General features: G+C 69.4%; 11 protein-coding genes and 1 pseudogene. 5 read left to right on the top strand and 7 right to left on the bottom strand.

Annotation, left to right across the window (positions count from 1 at the left end):
• Positions 1 to 642 precede the first annotated feature (642 nt).
• Positions 643 to 1,506, top strand: coding sequence for a PhzF family phenazine biosynthesis protein (locus ACWCP0_RS18260; RefSeq protein WP_451079803.1), 864 nt, complete (start codon positions 643 to 645; stop codon positions 1,504 to 1,506).
• A gap of 12 nt (positions 1,507 to 1,518) precedes the next feature.
• Here the strand turns inward: ACWCP0_RS18260 and ACWCP0_RS18255 are convergent, their stop codons facing one another.
• The 4 genes and pseudogenes from ACWCP0_RS18255 to ACWCP0_RS18240 all read right to left on the bottom strand — a co-directional run bounded on the left by ACWCP0_RS18255 (position 1,519) and on the right by ACWCP0_RS18240 (position 4,498).
• Complete coding sequence (locus ACWCP0_RS18255) at positions 1,519 to 2,745, bottom strand: cytochrome P450 (RefSeq protein ID WP_451079802.1); 1,227 nt, start codon at positions 2,743 to 2,745, stop codon at positions 1,519 to 1,521.
• A gap of 58 nt (positions 2,746 to 2,803) precedes the next feature.
• Positions 2,804 to 2,974 (bottom strand): annotated as a pseudogene (locus ACWCP0_RS18250) (aldo/keto reductase); the annotation flags it as partial.
• Between the two features lie 36 nt (positions 2,975 to 3,010).
• Positions 3,011 to 3,334, bottom strand: a complete 324-nt coding sequence (locus ACWCP0_RS18245) for a nuclear transport factor 2 family protein (RefSeq protein WP_351230442.1) — start codon at positions 3,332 to 3,334, stop codon at positions 3,011 to 3,013.
• A 150-nt stretch (positions 3,335 to 3,484) separates the two neighbouring features.
• Positions 3,485 to 4,498, bottom strand: coding sequence for a hypothetical protein (locus ACWCP0_RS18240; protein WP_451079801.1), 1,014 nt, complete (start codon positions 4,496 to 4,498; stop codon positions 3,485 to 3,487).
• Between the two features lie 33 nt (positions 4,499 to 4,531).
• Between ACWCP0_RS18240 and ACWCP0_RS18235 the strand changes: the two genes are divergently transcribed.
• The 3 genes from ACWCP0_RS18235 to ACWCP0_RS18225 all read left to right on the top strand — a co-directional run bounded on the left by ACWCP0_RS18235 (position 4,532) and on the right by ACWCP0_RS18225 (position 7,679).
• The gene (locus ACWCP0_RS18235; RefSeq protein WP_451079800.1) at positions 4,532 to 4,840 is read left to right on the top strand and encodes a MazG-like family protein; all 309 of its coding nucleotides are present in this window, start codon (positions 4,532 to 4,534) and stop codon (positions 4,838 to 4,840) included.
• Between the two features lie 255 nt (positions 4,841 to 5,095).
• Positions 5,096 to 5,560 carry a hypothetical protein gene (locus ACWCP0_RS18230; protein ID WP_451079799.1) on the top strand — a complete coding sequence of 155 codons (465 nt, stop codon included), beginning with the start codon at positions 5,096 to 5,098 and terminating at the stop codon, positions 5,558 to 5,560.
• A gap of 181 nt (positions 5,561 to 5,741) precedes the next feature.
• A complete protein-coding gene (locus tag ACWCP0_RS18225) occupies positions 5,742 to 7,679 on the top strand; it encodes a glycoside hydrolase family 15 protein (protein ID WP_451079798.1) in 1,938 nt (645 codons plus the stop codon).
• 367 nt (positions 7,680 to 8,046) lie between these two features.
• On the opposite strand, the gene ACWCP0_RS18220 is transcribed toward ACWCP0_RS18225, so the two are convergent.
• The 3 genes from ACWCP0_RS18220 to ACWCP0_RS18210 all read right to left on the bottom strand — a co-directional run bounded on the left by ACWCP0_RS18220 (position 8,047) and on the right by ACWCP0_RS18210 (position 10,206).
• Positions 8,047 to 8,466 (bottom strand): tyrosine-type recombinase/integrase, encoded by a 420-nt coding sequence (locus tag ACWCP0_RS18220; RefSeq protein WP_451079797.1) that lies wholly within the window; start codon positions 8,464 to 8,466, stop codon positions 8,047 to 8,049.
• Positions 8,467 to 8,683: 217 nt separating this feature from the next.
• A complete protein-coding gene (locus ACWCP0_RS18215; protein ID WP_451079796.1) occupies positions 8,684 to 9,577 on the bottom strand; it encodes an N-acetylmuramoyl-L-alanine amidase in 894 nt (297 codons plus the stop codon).
• A gap of 125 nt (positions 9,578 to 9,702) precedes the next feature.
• Positions 9,703 to 10,206 carry an MmpS family transport accessory protein gene (locus tag ACWCP0_RS18210; RefSeq protein WP_451079795.1) on the bottom strand — a complete coding sequence of 168 codons (504 nt, stop codon included), beginning with the start codon at positions 10,204 to 10,206 and terminating at the stop codon, positions 9,703 to 9,705.
• A 394-nt stretch (positions 10,207 to 10,600) separates the two neighbouring features.
• On the opposite strand from ACWCP0_RS18210, the gene ACWCP0_RS18205 reads away from it, so the two are divergent.
• Entirely contained in the window at positions 10,601 to 19,204 is an 8,604-nt protein-coding gene (locus tag ACWCP0_RS18205) for a golvesin C-terminal-like domain-containing protein (RefSeq protein ID WP_451079794.1), read from the top strand.
• The last annotated feature ends 9 nt before the right edge of the window (positions 19,205 to 19,213 follow it).

The raw sequence follows: 19,213 nt of genomic DNA, 5'->3' as shown, positions 1-19,213 counted from the left end.
ACGAGCGCCCGCCCCAGACACCGAACCGGCTGGAGTTGCGCCCCGCACCCCACAATGAGACGGAGCACACGCCCCCAAACACCGGACCCGCTGAAGACGCACCCGCACCGCCCAGTGAGGCGAAGCTGCCCGCCCCCAACAACCGGACCAGCCGGAGAAGCACCCCGCACCACCTGGCGAACACGAGCGCCCGCCCCAGACACCGAACCGGCTGGAGTTGCGCCCCGCACCCCACAATGAGACGGAGCACACGCCCCCAAACACCGGACCCGCTGAAGACATACCCGCACCGCCCAGTGAGGCGAAGCTGCCCGCCCCCAACAACCGGACCAGCCGGAGAAGCACCCCGCACCACCCGGCGAACACGAGCGCCCGCCCCAGACACCGAACCGGCTGGACTTGTCTGCCCACCCCGCACCCCACAGTGGGCCCGAACGTCCGCCCTCAAACGCCGGACGGCCTGGAATGCGGCCCCTGGGGGCGAAAAAGGGCCCAGGGGGCAGAGCCCCCGCAAGGGCTGAGGGCTTGCCGCGCGTTCGGGAAAGGGCGGGGTGCGGGCAGTGTCCGATGTGCGGCTCCGCGCGTGGCCCGCCGCAGGAGACACGCCGGAACACCGCGCGAGCCGCGCGCGTTGGGTCCGGCATGACGACGAATGAGCCGCGGCCCGACGTGCTGCAGTACACCGCGTTCTCCAGCGACCCCGACGGCGGCAACCCGGCCGGCGTCGTCCTGGACGCCTCCGCCCTCGACGACGCCGACATGCTGGCGATCGCCGCCGAACTCGGGTACTCCGAGTCCGCGTTCCTCACCCCGAAGGGCGAGCGGGCCTACGGCATCCGCTACTTCAGCCCCAAGGCCGAGGTGCCGTTCTGCGGGCACGCCACCATCGCCTCCGCCATCGCCCTCGCGGAGCGGATCGGCCCCGGGAAGCTGGAGTTCTCGACGCGCGCCGGCACCGTGCCGGTGGAGGTCGGCGAGGAAGGCGGCACGCTCCGGGCCACGCTCACCAGCGTGGAGCCGGCCGTTCAGGACATCGCGGGCGACGACCTCGCCGAGGCCCTTGCCGCGCTCGACTGGCCGGCCGCGGACCTGGATCCCGCGCTCCCGCCCCGTATCGCCTTCGCCGGCGCCCGCCACCTCGTCGTCGCCGCGGCGACCCGGGCGCGCCTCGCGGATCTGGCGTACGACTTCGCCCGGCTCGAGACCCTGATGCACCGCCTGGACCTGACGACCGTGCAGCTGGTGTGGCGGAAGTCCGCCACCGTCTTCCACGTGCGTGACCCGTTCCCCGTCGGCGGCGTCGTCGAGGACCCTGCGACCGGTGCTGCGGCAGCCGCGTTCGGTGCGTACGTCCGTGAGCTCGGTCTGGTGCCCGATGACGCCGTCCTCACCCTGCACCAGGGAGAGGACCTGGGGCGCCCCGGCGAGCTCACGGTCACGCTGCGCGCGGGCGATCCGCGCATCCGCGTCGGCGGCGCTGGAGCGCGCATCACTCGCTCCGGCTGAGGCCGGCTGAGGTCAGCTGAAGCGCACCGGAAGGTACTTGATCCCGTTGATGAAGTCGGACCGCATCCGCCGCGGCTCCTCCGTCAGCTCCACCCGCGCATGCCGCCTCAGCAGCTCCCGTGTCAGCGCTGTGATCTGCGCACGGGCGAGGCCCGCCCCGAGGCAGTAGTGCGGCCCGCCGCCCCCGAACGTCAGATGCTCGTTCGGGGCGCGGCGGATGTCGAAGACGTCCGGGTCGCGGAAGACGGCCTCGTCCCGGTTGGCCGACGTGTAGAAGAGCACCGCCTTCCGGCCCGCCGCCACGGGCACCCCGCCGATCTCCGTGTCCCTCGTCGCCGTACGCCGGAAGTTGTGTATCGAGCCGTTCCAGCGCAGGAACTCCTCCGTCGCCGTCGCCCACAGCGCGTCGTCGTCGATGCCCTTCACCAGCTGCGCGTACGCCTCCGGGTGCTCGATCAGGCTCAGCAGCGTCCCGGCGAGGAGATTGCGGGTGGTCTCGTTGCCCGCCACGCACAGCGTCACGAAGAACATGTCGATCTCGTGGGCCGTCAGCCGTTCCCCGTCGACCTCCGCGTGGACGAGCGCGCTGAGGATGTCCTCGCGCGGCTCACGCAGCCGCTCGGCGGCCAGCACGTCGCAGTAGGCGTAGATCTCCGCCGCCGCGATCTGCCCGTCCTCCTCGCTCGTACGGAAGTCCGGGTCCTGGAGGCCCACCATCCGGTTGCTCCACTCGAAGATCCGGTCCTCGTCGGCGGCCGGAACCCCGACCATCTCGCAGATGATCTGCAACGGCAGCCGCGCCGCGACCTCCTCCACGAACTCGACCTCGCCGCCCTTGGCGGCCACCGTGTCCGCCAGCAGCGCGGCCCGCCGCCCGATGTCCTCGGTGAGTTTCCGGATGACGCGCGGCGAGAAGCCCGCGCTCACGAGCCGGCGGTAGCGGGTGTGCTTGGGCGGGTCCATGCCGACGAGGGTGAGCGCCAGGCTCTCCAGCGCCTCCGGGGTCTGGTCGCGGATGAAGAAGGAGCCGAGCTCCACCGACCACACCTCGGGGTCGCGGCTGACCGCGACGACGTCCTCATGGCGGGTGATCGCGAAGAAGCCGTCGTGGTCACCGGGCACGTCGTGCCAGTGGACGGGCGCTTCCCGCCGCAGCCGCGCGAACTGGTCGTGCGGCACGGCCCGTGCCCAGGTGTCCTCCAGCAGATCGATGCCGTCGAGCTGGTCGTCTTTGGCCATGCCACACAGCAATCCACGGATCTGACGGTCCGTCAATAAAGTTGACGGACCTGCGCCCTCAAGCGGTCAGCGCCGCCCTGATCTCGGCCGACTGCGCGGCCGTCAGCGGCCCGTGCCCGAGCGCCGCCGCGTTCTCCTCCGCCTGTGCGACCGTACGGAAGCCGGGAATCGGCACCGTCCGCGCGCTGCGGGCCCACAGCCAGCCGAGCGCGCCCTGCGCACGGTGACGCCTGGCCGGATGGCCGCGCCGGATACGCCGCCCCGGTTACGCCTGGCCGGTCTCGAAGCGGGCGATCTTCCCGTTCTCCACGGTGAACCGCCAGGCCGTCCGCATCTCGCCCCAGGTCTCGTTGCGGTAGCGGGCGACGAGCGCGCGCCCGCCCTCCGACTCCGACTCGATCTCCATGTGCCCGCGCGAGTCGAAGATCTCCTTGTCGATCCAGTCCGCGAGATCGCGGTCCGTCCCGTCGTCCGACATGGTCGCGTCCGGGGTGAGCGCGGCCATGAAGGCGTCGCGGTCATTGGCGTTGACGGCCTTGACGAAGGCCCGTACAGCCGGGTCGCCGAGCCGGTCCACAGGGATGGTCATGGTCGCTCTCCTCTGGTGCGGGGGTGTGGGTGGGTGCGGGTGAGGTCGCGTACGTGCCGTACGCACTCACTCACGCGACCTCACCCGTACACCCCGCTGCGCCGTGCCCCGCGGACCTTGGCCCAGCCGTGGCGCGTCGCCCACGACAGGTCACCCCTTGGCGGGCGCCACCTTGGCGAACCAGTCCGCGGCCTCCTCCGCGCCGAGGACCCGCTCCAGCACGAGGTCCCCGTGCATCCCGGGGAAGAACCGGCCGGCGGGCCAGCCGCGCTGGTACGGCGGGGGGTCGAGGACCAGCAGCCGGACTCCGTCGACGACGGCGATGTCGGAGGGCGTGCCCTCGTTCCAGATCCAGCCGCCGTCCGCACCGACCAGGTTGAACGCGCCCGTCGTCGGGACCTGGCCCTCGGCGTCCCGGCACACGGCGACCTCCTGCGCCGACGGGGCGTCGCCGGGCACATGACGGCCGCCGACGAGGGCGCCCGCGAGGAGCGTGTGCAGCTGGAAGTTGTCACCGATTCCGGTCATGCGCATCGCGTAGGCGGTACCGGTCTCGCGGTGCAGCACGACGAGCGGCTCGTCGTCCAGGACGCGCAGTGCGTAAGCCAGGCACTTGAACTCGTGGCCGGAGGCTTCGGAGACCCGGTCGACGAGCGCGAGCAGTTCGGCCCTGTCCTCGAAGGTCAGGCGTACGGCCTTCGCGTTGAGCATGGCCAGACCCGCCATCTCCCACTGGGGCAGCGTCCACCAGCCGATGGCCGGCTCGAACCCGGTCCGCTCGACGACCGCGTCGGTCAGCTCGTCGTCCTCCGGGTCGGGCAGGTCCCCGCTCCCGGTCTCCGCCCAGCGCTCGCAGAACGCCTCGGCCGCCGCGAACGCCTCCCGCGCGCCCGCGAGCACCCCGGGAGCGCACGCCACGGCGTCGGCGCCCCGCTCCACACACGCCCCGGTGATCACGGCGGCCACGGCCCGCGGCCCGTGCGGTACGTCCGCGAGCAGCGCCGACAGCCGCGGCCCGGCCTCGCGGAACTCGGCGTCGCCGGCCTTCCCGTAGGTCTGGTGAAGCTGCGCGAACGCGCGCTCCGCCCCGTCCGCGTCCTGCGCGCGTACGGCGCTCTCGAAGTCACCTACGGCGCCCAGGAACGCCTTCCGTCCGAATATCATCCGCGCACCCTATCCGCATGGCACGCTCCCCTGATGAACAAGATCTGGCACACCGTCGAACACCTCCACACCTGGCTCGAAGCGGCGAACGACCGCCCGCCCGAGCAGGAGACCCTGCTGCGCGTGCTGAAGCTGTCGGAGGAGGTCGGCGAGGTCGCGCAGGCGGTCATCGGCGCGACCGGGCAGAACCCGCGCAAGGGCACCACGCACACCTGGCAGGACGTGGAGTCCGAGCTGTGCGATGTCATCGTCACGGCGATGGTGGCGCTGCGCACGCTGAACCCCGAGGCGAGGCGGGTGTTCGAGGAGCATCTGCGCGGAGTGGCCGCGCGGTCGCGGTGACCGGGCCCGGGGTCACCGCGACCCGGCCGGGGGCGCGAGCGAGAGCGAGAGCGAGAGCGCGGGCGAGAGCGCGGGCGAGGGCGTCCAGCCGGACGGCTGAATCTGACCGTTACATGACACGAACGGGCGGAACGGCCTTGCTTTCTCCAGAGGTTGCTGCACCAATGGCAACCGTCACTGACTGCCCTCCAGCCTCAGTGGCGGCAGTCGGCGACGCCACTCCGTGAACCCCCACACACGAAGGCGGAACCCCCCATGAAGCACGGCACACTCCGCACAGCCACCGTCCTCTTGTCCACGCTGGGCGCCGGTACCCTCGCGCTGGCTCCCGCGGCCCAGGCGGTCGAGCCGACGACAGCAACGTTGTCCTTCGACTGCGGTTCCTACGGCTCCGGCGAGGCGAGCCTCACAGCCACCCAGGACGGCACGGCGGCCACGATCACCGTCTCCACCTCCGCCATCACCGCCCCCATCCCGATCTCGGCGAACTCCGTCAGGTCCACCCTCACCCTCACGAAGAACGGCTCCGGCACGACCACGTTCACCGGCAACGCCAACCCGGCGATCCCGGCGGGCAGCGCCGTGTCGACCGGGCCGCTGAACGGGACCGTCGCCGCGGGCGACAGCCTTGAGGCGACGACGCTCACGGTCGTGGTCCTCGGCATCACGGCGACCTGCAACGCGACGTCTCCGCAGAACCCCGGCCCGTTCGTCTTCTGACGCCTCCCGACGTCTCCCGGCGCCTTCCGGCACCGCCCGACGTCACGGCCGGCTCGCCTCCCGGGGCGGCGGCACCCATGGCACGGGTGCCGCCGCTCCGTCCTTCTGACCTGGGCGAACATATCAGACCAAACCGCCTGACACGCGATCGAACTACCATGAATTGCGAACGTACGGTCGCATGTGCCACCGGGCAGAGGAGGACCGATCCGTGACTGCTGAGGCTGTGCCCGAAGAGACCACCGGAGAAGCCACCGAAGAGACCACCGGAGAAGCCACCCATGAGGTCCCGAGCGCGGCTCGCGGCCCGGGAGGCCCGGGCAGTCCCAGGTATCTGTCCGTCTCCGAGCACGGGCTGATCGGGGATCTGCGCAGTGCCGCCCTGGTGGGCACGGACGGCACGATCGACTGGTACTGCTGCGGCCGCTTCGACTCACCCAGCGTCTTCGCGTCGATCCTGGACGCCGAGCTGGGCGGCTCCTTCCAGCTCGCACCCGACGTGCCGGTGCGTACGAAGCAGTTCTACTTCCCCGACACCAACGTGCTGATCACCCGCTTCTTCGCCGACGACGGCGTCGGCGAGGTCCAGGACTTCATGCCCATCGTCGACGACTCGCGCGAGGCCGACCGGCACCGGCTGATCCGCCGCGTGATCTGCGTTCGGGGCACCCTGCCGTTCCGCGCGGTCGTGGCACCCCGCTTCGACTACGGCTCACAGCCGCACACCGTCCGTACGGAGCACGGCTACCCCGTCTTCGAGTCGCCCTCGCTCACCCTCGCGCTGACCTCCAGCGTTCCGGTCGAGCACGACGGCCGGGACGTGTGGGCGCTCTTCAAGCTGCACGAGGGGGAGACCGCCGTCTTCGCGCTCGACCGGCTGGGCGGCCAGGTGGCGGCGCGGGCCTGTCCCGTCGCCGAGGCGGAGGAGCTGTTCGAGGCCACCGTGCGGTACTGGCGGCGGTGGCTGTCCAAGTCCCGCTACCGCGGGCGCTGGCGCGAGATGGTGCACCGCTCCGTGCTGACGCTCAAGCTGCTCACCTACGCACCGACCGGCGCGATCGTCGCCGCGCCGACAACGAGCCTGCCCGAGCAGATCGGCGGCGAGCGGAACTGGGACTACCGGTACGTCTGGATCCGTGACGCGGCCTTCTGCGTCTACGCGATGCTCCGGCTGGGCTTCACCGACGAGGCCCAGGCCTTCATGCGGTTCCTGACCGAGCACGTCTGCATCTCCTGCACCGGCTCGGGACCGCTGCAGATCATGTACGGCGTCGACGGCCGCCGCAAACTGCCCGAGCGCGAGCTCCCCCACCTCGAGGGCCATATGTGCTCCGCCCCCGTCCGCGTCGGCAACAGCGCCGTCGACCAGCTGCAGCTGGACATCTACGGCGCGCTCATCGACTCGATCTACCTCTACGACAAGTGGGGGGAGCCCATCTCCAGCGAACAGTGGGACACCGTCTGCGACCTGGTCGACTGGGTGTGCGAGAACTGGGACCAGCCCGACGAGGGCGTCTGGGAGACCCGCGGCGGCCGCAAGAACTTCCTCTACTCGCGCCTGATGTGCTGGGTGGCGATCGAACGGGCCATCCGCATGGCCCGGCACCGAGGGCTCCCCGCCGACATCGTGCGCTGGGCCCGGATCCGCGACCGGATCTACCGGCGCATCATGCAACGCGGCTGGTCGCCCGACCGGAAGGCGTTCGTCCAGCACGAGGAGAGCGACGTCCTCGACGCGTCCGTCCTGATGATGCCGATGGCCAAGTTCATCTCCCCGACCGACCCGAAGTGGCTGACCACGCTGGACGCACTCGCCGAGGACCTCGTCGCCGACTCCCTGGTCTACCGCTACGACCCCCAGGCCAGCCCGGACGGCCTGCGGGGCGAGGAGGGCACGTTCTCGATCTGCTCCTTCTGGTACGTCGAGGCCCTCACCCGGGCCGGCCGCAAGGACGAGGCGCGCCTGGCCTTCGAGAAGATGCTCACGTACGGCAACCACCTCGGCCTGTACGCGGAGGAGATCGGCCGCACGGGCGAGCAGATCGGCAATTTCCCGCAGGCGTTCACCCATCTCGCCCTGATCAGTGCGGCGTTCAACCTCGACAAGGCGCTGGGGTGACCGCGGGCCGGGAGCCGCTCCGCGTCTCGGCCGAGGCGGCGTCCGGGGCGACGACGACAACGGCGGCCGGACGAAGCTCCGACCGGCGTCGCCGAGTGCTGATCGCACGAACCGAGGGCACGCGCTCGACGTCCCGGGGCCCGCGCCCGCAACGCGTGAACAGTCGCGCCGGAGCCCGGTACGGGCGCGAATCCTTCAGGGTGCATGGTGGCCCTGGCCAGGACGTTGACCCTGGCCAGGGCCACCATGGCAGACGAGTCGGGCTGTACGCCGGGTATTGCCCCGCTCCGGGAGCGATCACGCTCTGACCTGCCTGTTCACTGATATCCGGCGGGTGGCTTCGCCCTCTGGGACTTCTCCGGGACTTTCAGCCGAGATCCGTGAACCACGCCTCGATGGCGGACAGCCCACGAGCGCCGGCCTGCGGCATGAAGTGCGTGTACGTCCGGACTGTGAACGCCGGGTCGGAGTGGCCCAGCCACTTCGCGAGCGACACGATCGACTCACCGGCTTCGAGCATCACCGAGGCGTACGTATGGCGCAGGACGTGGAATCCGTGCTCGCGGCTCGGCTCCCATACACGCGACGGCTTCTCGCCCGGCTGCTGCCTGGGCAGCGGCGGGATGACTCCCGCACCGGCGAGCGCGGGCTTCCACGCCTTGGTGTTCCAGGTGGTGCGGTTGATCGCGCCGCGCCGCCCGGTGTACGCCCGGTGTACACGAGCAGCGGGACGGTCACCTTGCGCCGGTCCTCGCGTACGAGGTCGGGCTCCTCGGGATCCAGCCACGGCAGGGTCACGTCGATCGGTTCGAAGTGTTCCCGGTGCGTGAGGAGCCGCTTCGCGAGCACCTTCGGCAGGGGCGTGCCACCGGCGCGGTCCTGGCATCGGAACCATCAGCCCGTCTGCGCCGCCGAAGCGAGCGTGCGGATGGCTGCCAGGTCGGCGTACAGGTTTCTGCCGGGGCACTCGGTCGGGTAGCCGTCGCGGTGGCCGGAGATCCGGTTCAGGATGACCTTTTGGCCCTTCTTGTACTTGCCGTTGTCGGCGGCCGCGGCGAGCTCGACGGTCCGGCGGCGTCGTAGCCGTACAGGCCGAGCTTCCAGGCGGCGACCGAGGCGGCCGCGTCGAGCACGGGCTGCGAGGAGATCGCGTCGTTGTCGTTGCCGAGGACGGCGACTCCGGTGGTGTCCGTGTTGAAGCCGTAGGTCTGCGCGCCGAGGACCGGCTTGTCGATGCCGCCCGCGCGGCCCTCGAAGACGGTGCCGCACTTGTCGACGAGGAACTGGTAGCCGATGTCGTTCCAGCCCTGACCCTGTACGGGGTACAGGAAGATCGCTCGGATGATGTCCGGAGACTGCTCGCAGGTGTAGTCGTTGGTGCCCGCCGTGTGGTGGGCGAACACCACCTTCGTGTCCGTGGTGTACGTCGCCGGGGCCTTGACCAGGGACTCGTCGGCGCCCCAGCCCGAGCGCGGGGTGACGACGGGCTGCGGAGCCGTGCTCACGATCGCGGCGGCGGTGGCAGTGGCGTACGAAGTGGAGGAGGCCGAGCCGGTCTCCGCGGCCACCAGCTCCACCCGCAGCCCGGCGGGCAGCTTCGACTGCTTGCCGTGCCGCCCGATCACCCGGACCTGCACACCGTCGGACGGCCCGGTCCAGAGCGGCTGGGTTCCGGCGCGCACCTCGCCGGAGTCGATGTCGAGACCGACCTCGGGCGTACGGACGTCGAGTTCGAGCTCACGCCGGCCGGACCAGACGCCCGTCAGGCTGTCGCGGGTACGGACCTCTGCCGTGCCGCCGAGCTCGGCGCGCGGGTCGGCCCAGGTGACGCCGAGCATGCTGAACGGCTCTGTGCTCCGAGCGGACAGCGCGCGCTTGGCGGGATCGGAGCCGTGCATCGCGATACTCCGCACTCCGGCCGGAATCTACGCCGCCGGCGTCACCGAGGAGGTGGGACCGAGCGTCGCGAGGGTGACGGCGATGGTCGCCACGACCCTGGCCGTACGACGGAAGAGGTGCGGGGTCACTGAGCTCCTTCAGAGGCTGCGGACGCTTGGGGGGTGGGGAGTTCACTGCTGCACGTGGTCCGGCCGAAGGCCCCGGTGGCGGTGGCGCGTTGGACGTGCTCGCCACGGACGGCCAGGGTGCAGCTGGCCATGCCGCCCTTTTCGCCGAGGGTGACGTTGACGATCGGCGAAGCGCCGAGCGGAACGCTCACGGTCTTCCTCCACGGCAGGCGGGCGTTGGTGACGACGTCCGCCTTGTCGCCGCCGGCCCCGCGGTAGGAGATGTCGGCCGCGCCCTTGCCGAGCACCTCGTAGGTCACCTCGGCGGTGGGCGTCGTCGCCCGCTTGTCCTCGGAGTCGAGGACTCCGTAGGTGACGAACGCGCCGCACGCGAGCAGCAGAGCCGCGGCGACGGCGATGCCGCCGCGGTCGATACGGCGGTCGTCCAGGGTCCGGGAAACCCTAGCGGTGTCCGGGGTTTCGGACTCGTCCGGTCCTGCCGGTTCATCGGTCGTCGGCATGGCCGCGCTTTCTCTCGATGGAAATTCGCCTGGGTTATACACCATCGGATTCAACGAATGCCAGGCAGCGGAAGAGTCGGGCAAGGCGACCCAATCGACATCGATCCGGTCAGCGAAATGCCCCTAATGCGCGAGCAGTTGACGATGCATCAACTCCGTGTTGGAGAATCCCTCCGCCGTGATCGGCACACCTCTGGCGAGGCCACTTCTCCGCATGTGGAAGGTGGCCTGGTTTGGCATGCCTTGAGGTGCTCCGGTCGAGGTCAGGTCCACCGTGACCGGTGACGGAGTGCCCGCGCCGGCGCGTCGGTGCGCCTATTTCGCGCAGCGCGGGATGGGTGCCGATGAAGGGAATGGCGTGAAAGTGAGATACGGGCGGGCGATAGCCTGCCTCGTGGTTTCGGCGGTCGCAGGTACCACGCTTCCGCAAGTCGCCTATGCGGCACCGGTTTCGAGTGACGGTGGCGAGGGTATCGTCGATGCCTTCGCGGGCTGGTTCTCGGGAGACGAGGGCGAGTCGGACAGGCCCGAGTCGCCGAAGACCGGTGGGACTCTGGCGCTGCCGAGCCGGGAGAAGCTGCCGCAGGGCAAGGCGGCCGGGAAGCCGAAGCGCGTCGCGGAGCTGACGGGCGAGCGTACAGCGAATGCCCGGTACTGGAAGCTGTCCGACGGCCGGGTGCAGGCCGAGGTGTCGGCGGTGCCGACCGGGTATCGGGCGGGGACGTCGTGGAAGGACATCGACCCGACGGTCACCCCGACGGCCGGCGGCGACTTCGCGTTCACCAATACGACGAACGCCGCGCGTAGCTGGTTCGGTGCCGACGCGAACCGTCTGCTCCGGTTCGAGGCCGGTGACGGCCACGTGGTGACGCTCGGTCTTCAGGGTGCGGGGAAGCTCGCGCCGGTGGCCAAGGGCGACACAGTCACGTATAAGGACGCCGTGGCCGGCGCGGACCTGACGTACCAAGTGGGTCCGGGGCGGGTGAAGGAGAACATTGTCCTGGACGCCCGGCCGTCCGGCCCGGTGAAGTTCACCTTCACGCTGGACGCGGGCGGGTTGACGCCGAAGGCGGGCAAGGACGGTTCGGTCCGGTTCTACGGCGAGGGCGCGGATCCGGTCCTCGTGATTCCGGCCGCGTTCATGACGGACGCGAGGAAGGACGCCTCCTCGCCGTACGGCACCGGGTACAGCTCCGCGGTCGAGCAGAAGCTCACCCGGGCGGGCAAGGGCTGGAAGCTGACAGTCACGCCGGACGCGAAGTGGCTTGCCGCGCCGGAGCGGCAGTACCCGGTCACCATCGATCCGACGATCGCCATCGCGCCGACGCCGAGCACGGCCCAGGACGTGATGATCTCCTCGGACGGTCCGGCGACGAACTACAAGGACAACTGGCGGCTGTCGGTCGGCAACACCTCCACCGGCGCGTCGCGTGCGCTGCTGAGGTTCCCGCTGACCGGCGTCCCGTCCGGCACCAAGATCGACTCGGCCGATCTGAAGCTGTACTACGACCAGACCCACACCACCGGTGACACCGAGGTCCAGCTGGAGGCACACCGCGCCACGCAGGCGTGGACCGAGGACCAAGCCACCTGGAACAGCGCGAACACGTTCACGGGCGAGCTGTCGGGCACGGCGGTCGTGGTGGACGACGGCGACGCCGGACGGACGGCTGCCGTCGGCGCCTGGCCCGCGTCGGGGAACACCGCGTTCACGCAGTACGCGGTGAACCAGGACTACCTGTACAACAAGGACTCGGTCGCGGGTGACAGGTACACCTGGCAGCCGAACCTTCCCGAGGACGGCACGTACCAGGTCGAGACGCACTACGTCCCGGCCTCGGACCGCGCTACCAACGCCCCGTACACCGTCACGTACGACGGCGGGACGAAGGCGTACACGGTCAACCAGCAGGCCGGCACGGCCGGCGTGTGGAAGACGCTCGGCTCGCACCCGTTCAAGGCGGGCACCCTGGGCAAGATCGTCCTGGGCGACGGTCCGGCATCGACCGCCACGTCGGTGATCGCGGACGCGGTCCGCTTCACCAAGGGCGGCGTGGTCACCAAGCAGCCGGGCGAGCTGAACACCTGGCACACCTTCCCGGTGACCAAGACCGTCCAGTCCTGGATCGACGGAACGAACACCAACCACGGTTTCGTCATCAAGGCCGGCGACGAGTCCGCGAACGGTCCCAAGGGCGGTCCGCGGTACGAGGGCAGTGAGTACGGGTACGGCGGCGAGACGGCCAACTACCCGCGCCTGGTGCTGACCTTCGGCCGGCAGGGCGTGGACCTCGCGGCCCCGACCACGATCCACGACACGGGCGCGGAGCTGAACTGGTCGGCGTATCAGGACTCCGACCCCATCGGGACCGATGACAACATCGCCGAGTACCAGGTCCACCGCTCCATCAACCAGACCTTCACCCCGTCGGCCGCCACCCTCGTCGCGCCCGTCGCGTCCACGGTGACCTCGTTCACGGACACGAGCGCCGTGCCGACGAAGGCCGACGACCCGGACCCGTTCGGCCGCGCGTACTACTACATGGTCGCGGTCAAGACGAAGGACGGGCAGGTCGTCGCCGCGCCGACGCAGCTGGTACGGCTGCCGAAGGCGGGCCGCACGACGAAGGTGTTCGCCGCGTCGCAGGACACGACCCTGTCCTCGGCCCGCACCACGCTCACGCACGACACGTTCGACGACGGCGGCCCGAAGAACTGGCTGAGCGTCGGCAACAACTCCGCGACCTACGGCGACACCCGCGCACTGCTGAAGTTCCCGGCCCTCGGCATCCCCGCCACGGCCCGGGTCCTGGACGCGGACGTACGGCTGTGGAGCACGCAGACCGCCCAGGACACCACCGGCGCGATCTACGAACTGCGCCCGCTGACACGGGACTTCGACGAGGCCACCGCGACCTGGGTCAAGGCCGACGCGAGCACCAACTGGACCACCGCGGGCGGTGACTTCGGCGCTGTGACGGCCGACACCGGGGCGAAGACCAACGACCCGGCCCGGCACAACTGGAACGTCACCTCGCTCGCGCAGTCCTGGGTGACCACCCCGGCCTCGCAGCAGGGCGTGGTCCTCAAGATGGCCGACGAGGCGGCCTCCCAGGAGCGGACCCTGTTCCTGTCCTCCGAAGGCACCGAGCCCAGGCTCCACCCCAGGATCGTGGTCACCTACATCGACTCCACCACCGAGTCGACGTACTACGCGCCGCAGACCCCGGCGCGGATCACCCCGAACAGCGACCACACCGTCGAGTTCACCCTCACCAACACGACCACCTCCGCATGGAAGGCCGGCACCCACGCCCTGAGCTACCGGTGGGCGCTCCCGGACGGCACGGACGTCACCACCGGCGGCAACCAGCTCCAGACGGCCCTGCCCGCCGATCTGCTGCCTGGAGACTCGGTCACCGTGCAGGCCAAGATCCGCGCCCCCATCAACTCCGACTCCGGCAACAAGCGCACCGAGTACGTCCTCACCTGGGACGTCCGGGACACGGCCGCGGGCACCTGGCTGTCCGGCACGGGCGGCGTACCCGGACTCCGGCAGAACGTCACCGTCGAGGACCCGACCTCGGACCAACTCGGCCTGGAGAAGTACTACTCGTACAACGGCAAGAACACCGGCGCGGGTTCGTCGCTGATGAACAACACCGCCGCCGGGAACAGCGTCTGGCAGTACAACGCCCTCAGCAACCCGGGCCGCGGTCTGAACACCTTCGTCCGCTTCGCCTACAACACCCAGGACACCTCGGACACCGTCGCCGGTCACGGCTGGTCCGTGCAGGCCGCGGGGCCGATCCGGCTCGGCGCCCCGCTGGACTTCCACCCGAACCCGAACCCGCGGGAGGTCCGGCTGCCCGACGGGGACGGGACCACCCACGTCTTCCGAGCGCAGGACGACGGCACGTGGAAGGCGCCGGCCGGCGTCCACTTCCGGCTGTCGGCCAAACCGGGACTGGACTGCACCCCCGCGAAGGACCCGGTGCCGGACGCCTGGACTCTGACGCGCCCGGACGGCACCCGGTTCCTGTTCGGCTGTGACGGCTACCAGACGTCCGTCGTCGACAAGAACGGCAACACCCAGACGTTCACCTACGAGGAACGCAAGTCCAACAACAAGCCGACGAAGTTCCTCAAGTACATCACCGACCCTGCCGGGCGGGAGACGCTCACCGCTACCTACTACACCAAGTCGGACACCAGCAGCCCCAAGATCATCGACCACCTCAAGTCGATGACCGACGTCTCGGGCCGCAAGCTGGCCTTCGAGTATTCCGACAAGGGACTGCTGACCAAGCTGACCGACGGCGCGGGCTCGTCCCAGCCGAAGGTCTTCGGCTTCACGTACGACGCCGAGCAGGGCAACAAGAACGTCAAACTGGTCCAGATCACCGACCCGCGCGGCCACGCCACCGGCCTCGACTACAACTACCCGAGCGAGGGCGACGACCCGAAGTACCACTGGTGGACCCAGACCATCACCGACCGCATCGGCGGCACCACCGAGTTCGCCTACGCCCCGGACACGGCCGACACCCGCTTCACGTCCACGGTGGTCACCGACGCCGAGGGCCACGACACCACGTACGTCACCGACGACTACGGGCGCCCGGTGCGGTCCGTCAACGCCAAGTCGCAGCAGACCGAGCTGGCGTGGGACGCGGACAACAACGTCACCTACATGGAGGAGAACAACGGAGCCGTCACCGCGTACTGCTACGACGGACTCACCGGCTACCCGCTGTGGAAGCGCACCGCCGAGCACAACACGGGCGGGGTCCCGCCGCAGAGCGACTGCGCGCCCGGCACGTACCCGGTCAACGCCCAGAAGTTCGAGTACGTCAAGCGGCTGGACGGCTACTCCTCCGACCTGTACCGCAAGACGTCGCCGGAGGGCCGCGCCTGGCAGTTCGGCTATGACACCTTCGGCAACCTGAAGACGGTCACCGACCCGAAGGGCGTCGCGACGCCCGCCGAGGGCGACTACACGACCCGGTACGAGTACGACGCCTACGGTCAGCTCACCAAGGCCACCGACGCCAACGGCCACTCCACGGTGAACAGCGAGTTCGTCCCGACCGGTTACCCGGCGAAGATCACGGACGCGCTCGACAACAGCTCGACCTACGAGTACGACGAGCGTGGCAAGGTCACCAAGATCACCGACCCGTTGGGCCACCGCACCACGCAGACGTACGACACGTATGGCCGGCCGATGGTCAGGACGGCGCCCAGGGACCAGGCCGAGGACGACCTGATCACCATTCCGGAACCCGACTACGACGCCAACGACAACGTCACCAAGGCGATCGCGCCCACCGGAGCGGTCTCCACGGCGGTCTACGACGCGGCCGACCAGATCACCGAGGCCACCTCGCCGCAGGACTCGCCGACCGCGCCCCTGCGCCGGACCGCCTACACCTACGACAAGACCGGTCACCTGAAGACGACGACCGAGCCGAAGGGCGTGGCCACGCCCGAGATCCCGGACGACTACACCACCACCCAGAACTACGACGAGATCTACCAGCTCGCCTCGGTGGTCAACGCCGTCGGCGAGGAGATCTCGTACTCGTACGACTCGGTGGGCAACAACGTCAAGGTCGTCGACCCGAAGAAGAACCGGACGGCGGACCCCGACGACTTCTCGTCGAAGATGACCTACGACCTGGAGCACCGGGTCACCTCGGTCACCGACCCGCTGGGCAATGTGACGCACCGCAGCTACGACAAGGACGCGCTGGTCGTCGCCGACACGGACCCCGACGGCAACACCACCCTGTCCAGCTACGACGAGCGGGGCCGCAAGACCGAGATCAAGGTTCCGCACTCGGGCACCGGCGGCGACACCACGTACCGGACCACCCGCTACGAGTACGACCAGGTCGGCAACGCCACCCGGGTGATCACCCCGCGCGGCACGGAGACCGCGAACGCCGACGACTTCACCAATCGCACCGAGTACGACGCGCTGAACCGGCCGGTCAAGCAGTACCTGCCGTACAACCCGTCGGACGCCCGCTACAACGACCCGAACGTCTACACGCAGACGTTCTACGACGCGGCCGGCCGCGTCACCCGGACCTCGCTGCCGCCCTCGGAAGACCAGACGGTCCGCAACGACACCGAGTTCACCTACTACGACAACGGGTGGACCAGGAGCTCCACCGACCCGTGGGACATCCGGACCAGCTACGAGTACAACGACCTGGGACTGCAGACCTCCAGGACGCTGAGCTCCGCCGGTGAATCCGTCAGCCGCACCATGGGCTGGAGCTACTACCCGAACGGCAAGCTGAAGGAGAAGACCGACGACGGCGTGCCGGTCGGCACCGCGGTGCCCCTCGTCGACAACTCCGACATCCAGCACACCGGCTCCACCGGCACCTGGACCACGGCGAGCCTCACCGGTCAGCAAGGCTTCGACCACCGCGTGCACGCGGCCGGCAGCGGGACGGACGCGTACTCCTGGACGCTGAACATCCCCAAGAACGGCAAGTACACCGCCTACGTGAAGTTCCCGCAGGTCTCGGGTGCCAGCAAGACCGCCAGGTACAAGGTCACCCACGCCGGTGGAAGCACCGAACGGACGGTCGACCAGTCCACTGCGGCGGGCACCTGGGTCAGTGTCGGCACGTACGACTTCACCCAGGGCAACGCGGCGAAGCTGGAGCTGTTCCAGGCCGCCGACGGCAAGGTCGTGGCCGACGGGGTCAAGCTGGTGCGCGACCTGACCGGCGACATCGACGCGGAGAAGCACCACTTCCGCTACGCCTACGACCTCAACGACAACCTCTCGCTGATCGACGACCTGTCGTCCGGCGCCGAGGTCGACAAGTACACGATCTCCTACACCGGCCTGAACCGGGTGTCCGGGATCACCGAGACCCTGGCCGGCCAGCAGAAGACGAGCACGGCCTACACCTACGACCCCAACGACCAGCCCGAGACGATCACCCACCCCGACCAGTACTCGAAGTACACCTACGACCTGAGGGAGAAGGTCAAGTCGGTCTCGGTCGGCACGTCGCCCACGGACACCGACCCCAAGGTCACCTCCTACACCTACACCGACCGCGGTGAGGCGCTGCAGGAGACCAAGGACAACGGCAACACCGTCGGCCACACCTACTTCCTCGACGGCGCGGTGAAGACCACCGCGGAGAAGAAGGCCGACGGCACGCTGGTCGCCTCGCACACCTACGCCTACGACGCCAACGGCAACAAGACGCAGGATGCGGCGAAGAAGATGAACGCCGACAACCACTCGGCGTACCTGGAGTCCACCACCGAGTACACCTACGACCCGGTCGACCGGATCGCCAAGTCGGTGAAGACCGGCAACGGCGCCGCCACGGAGACGTACGTCCACGACGACAACGCCAACGTCGTCCAGCAGACCGTCGGCGGCACCGCCACGGACTTCCGTTACGACCGCAACCGACTGCAGACGTCGACCACCGCCGGGTCCGTCACCTCCTTCAACTACGACCCGCTGGGCCGTCAGGAGTCGACGTCCCAGGACGGGCAGATCGTCTCGCGCAGCATCTACGACGGCTTCGACCACGTCGTCGAGTCCCAGCAGCGGGACGCGGGCGGCGCGATGAAGTCGACGAAGTACACCTTCGACCCGCTCGACCGCACCTCGTCCAAGACCGCCGACGGCAAGACCACCGACTACCGCTACCTCGGCCTCTCCCAGGAGGTGCTGACCGAGGAGGTGGCCGGCAAGCTCACCAAGTCCTACCAGTACAGCCCGTGGGGCCAGCGTCTGTCGCAGGTCAAGCACAACGAGAACGGGACGACCGAGGACGCGTACTACGGCTACAACAGCCACACGGACGTCGAGACCCTGACCGACGACAGCGGCAACACCAAGGCCACCTACGGTTACACGGCCTACGGCAATGACGACTCGTCGGAGTTCACCGGCATCGACAAGCCGGACGCCTCCGATCCGACCAAGGAGGAGTACAACTCCTACCGCTACAACGCCAAGCGGTGGGACGCCGGATCCGGCACGTACGACATGGGCTTCCGCGACTACGACCCGGGGCTGAACCGCTTCACCAGCCGGGACATGTACAACGGGGCCCTGGCCGACATGGGCCTGGGCAGCGACCCCTTCACCGGCAACCGCTACGCCTTCACCGGCGGCAACCCGATCAGCAACGTCGAGATCGACGGTCACTGGTTCGCCCTCGCCATCCCTGTGATCGCCGTGGCCTTCGTCGCCGCGGTCGTGGTCACGGTCGCCATCATCGCCGTCGCCGCCGCCGTCGAGTACGTCGTCAACGAGGTCCGGGAACGGATCGACGAGCGTTCCCGGGCGCGGGACGACGCCGACGAACAGCCGGCACCCGACCCGCGGCGCCTCCCGCGGCCCCAGCCCGAGCCCGACGACGACGACGACAACCGGTCCGGTTGCGGCGACGGCTGGATCAAGTACGGCGAGCGGGACGCGGCCAACGGCAACCGGGCCACGGCCGGGGAGGCCTGCCTGACGAAGGAGTACCTGAAGAAGAACAAGGGCACCGCCGTGGGTTCGAACCCGCCGGGATACCAGTGGGCGCAGGACTTCGCCACGGGCAAGGGGCTGGACGCGCAGAGGAACGTCAACGCCTGTCACCTCATCGGCAACAAGCTGGCGGGCAAGGGTGTCCTGGCGAACCTCTCCCCGTGCGCCCGCGGCGCCAACGCCAAGCAGATCGGCTCCACTCAGGGCGAAGAGCACATGAGGGCGTACGAGAGCATGGTCTACACGGCCGTGATGGCCGGCCAGGACGTCATGTACACCGTGTCACCCCGCTACGAGGGCAGCAGGACGGTGCCGTCCGGGTACGACATGTCGGCGTACGGCGTCAATCCGGACGGCTCGGTCGGGATCAACTTCCAGGTGTTCATACCGAACGAACTCAGCACGGGAGACAATCTCGGCACACAGAGCAGCGGCGGTGCACCGACACCCACGGGGAGCACCCCATGACGCGGACCG

It is taken from the genome of Streptomyces sp. NPDC001970, assembly GCF_053594115.1.
The sequence above is the reverse complement of the archived record's forward strand: the minus strand, read 5'-3'. Positions and strand labels throughout refer to the sequence as shown.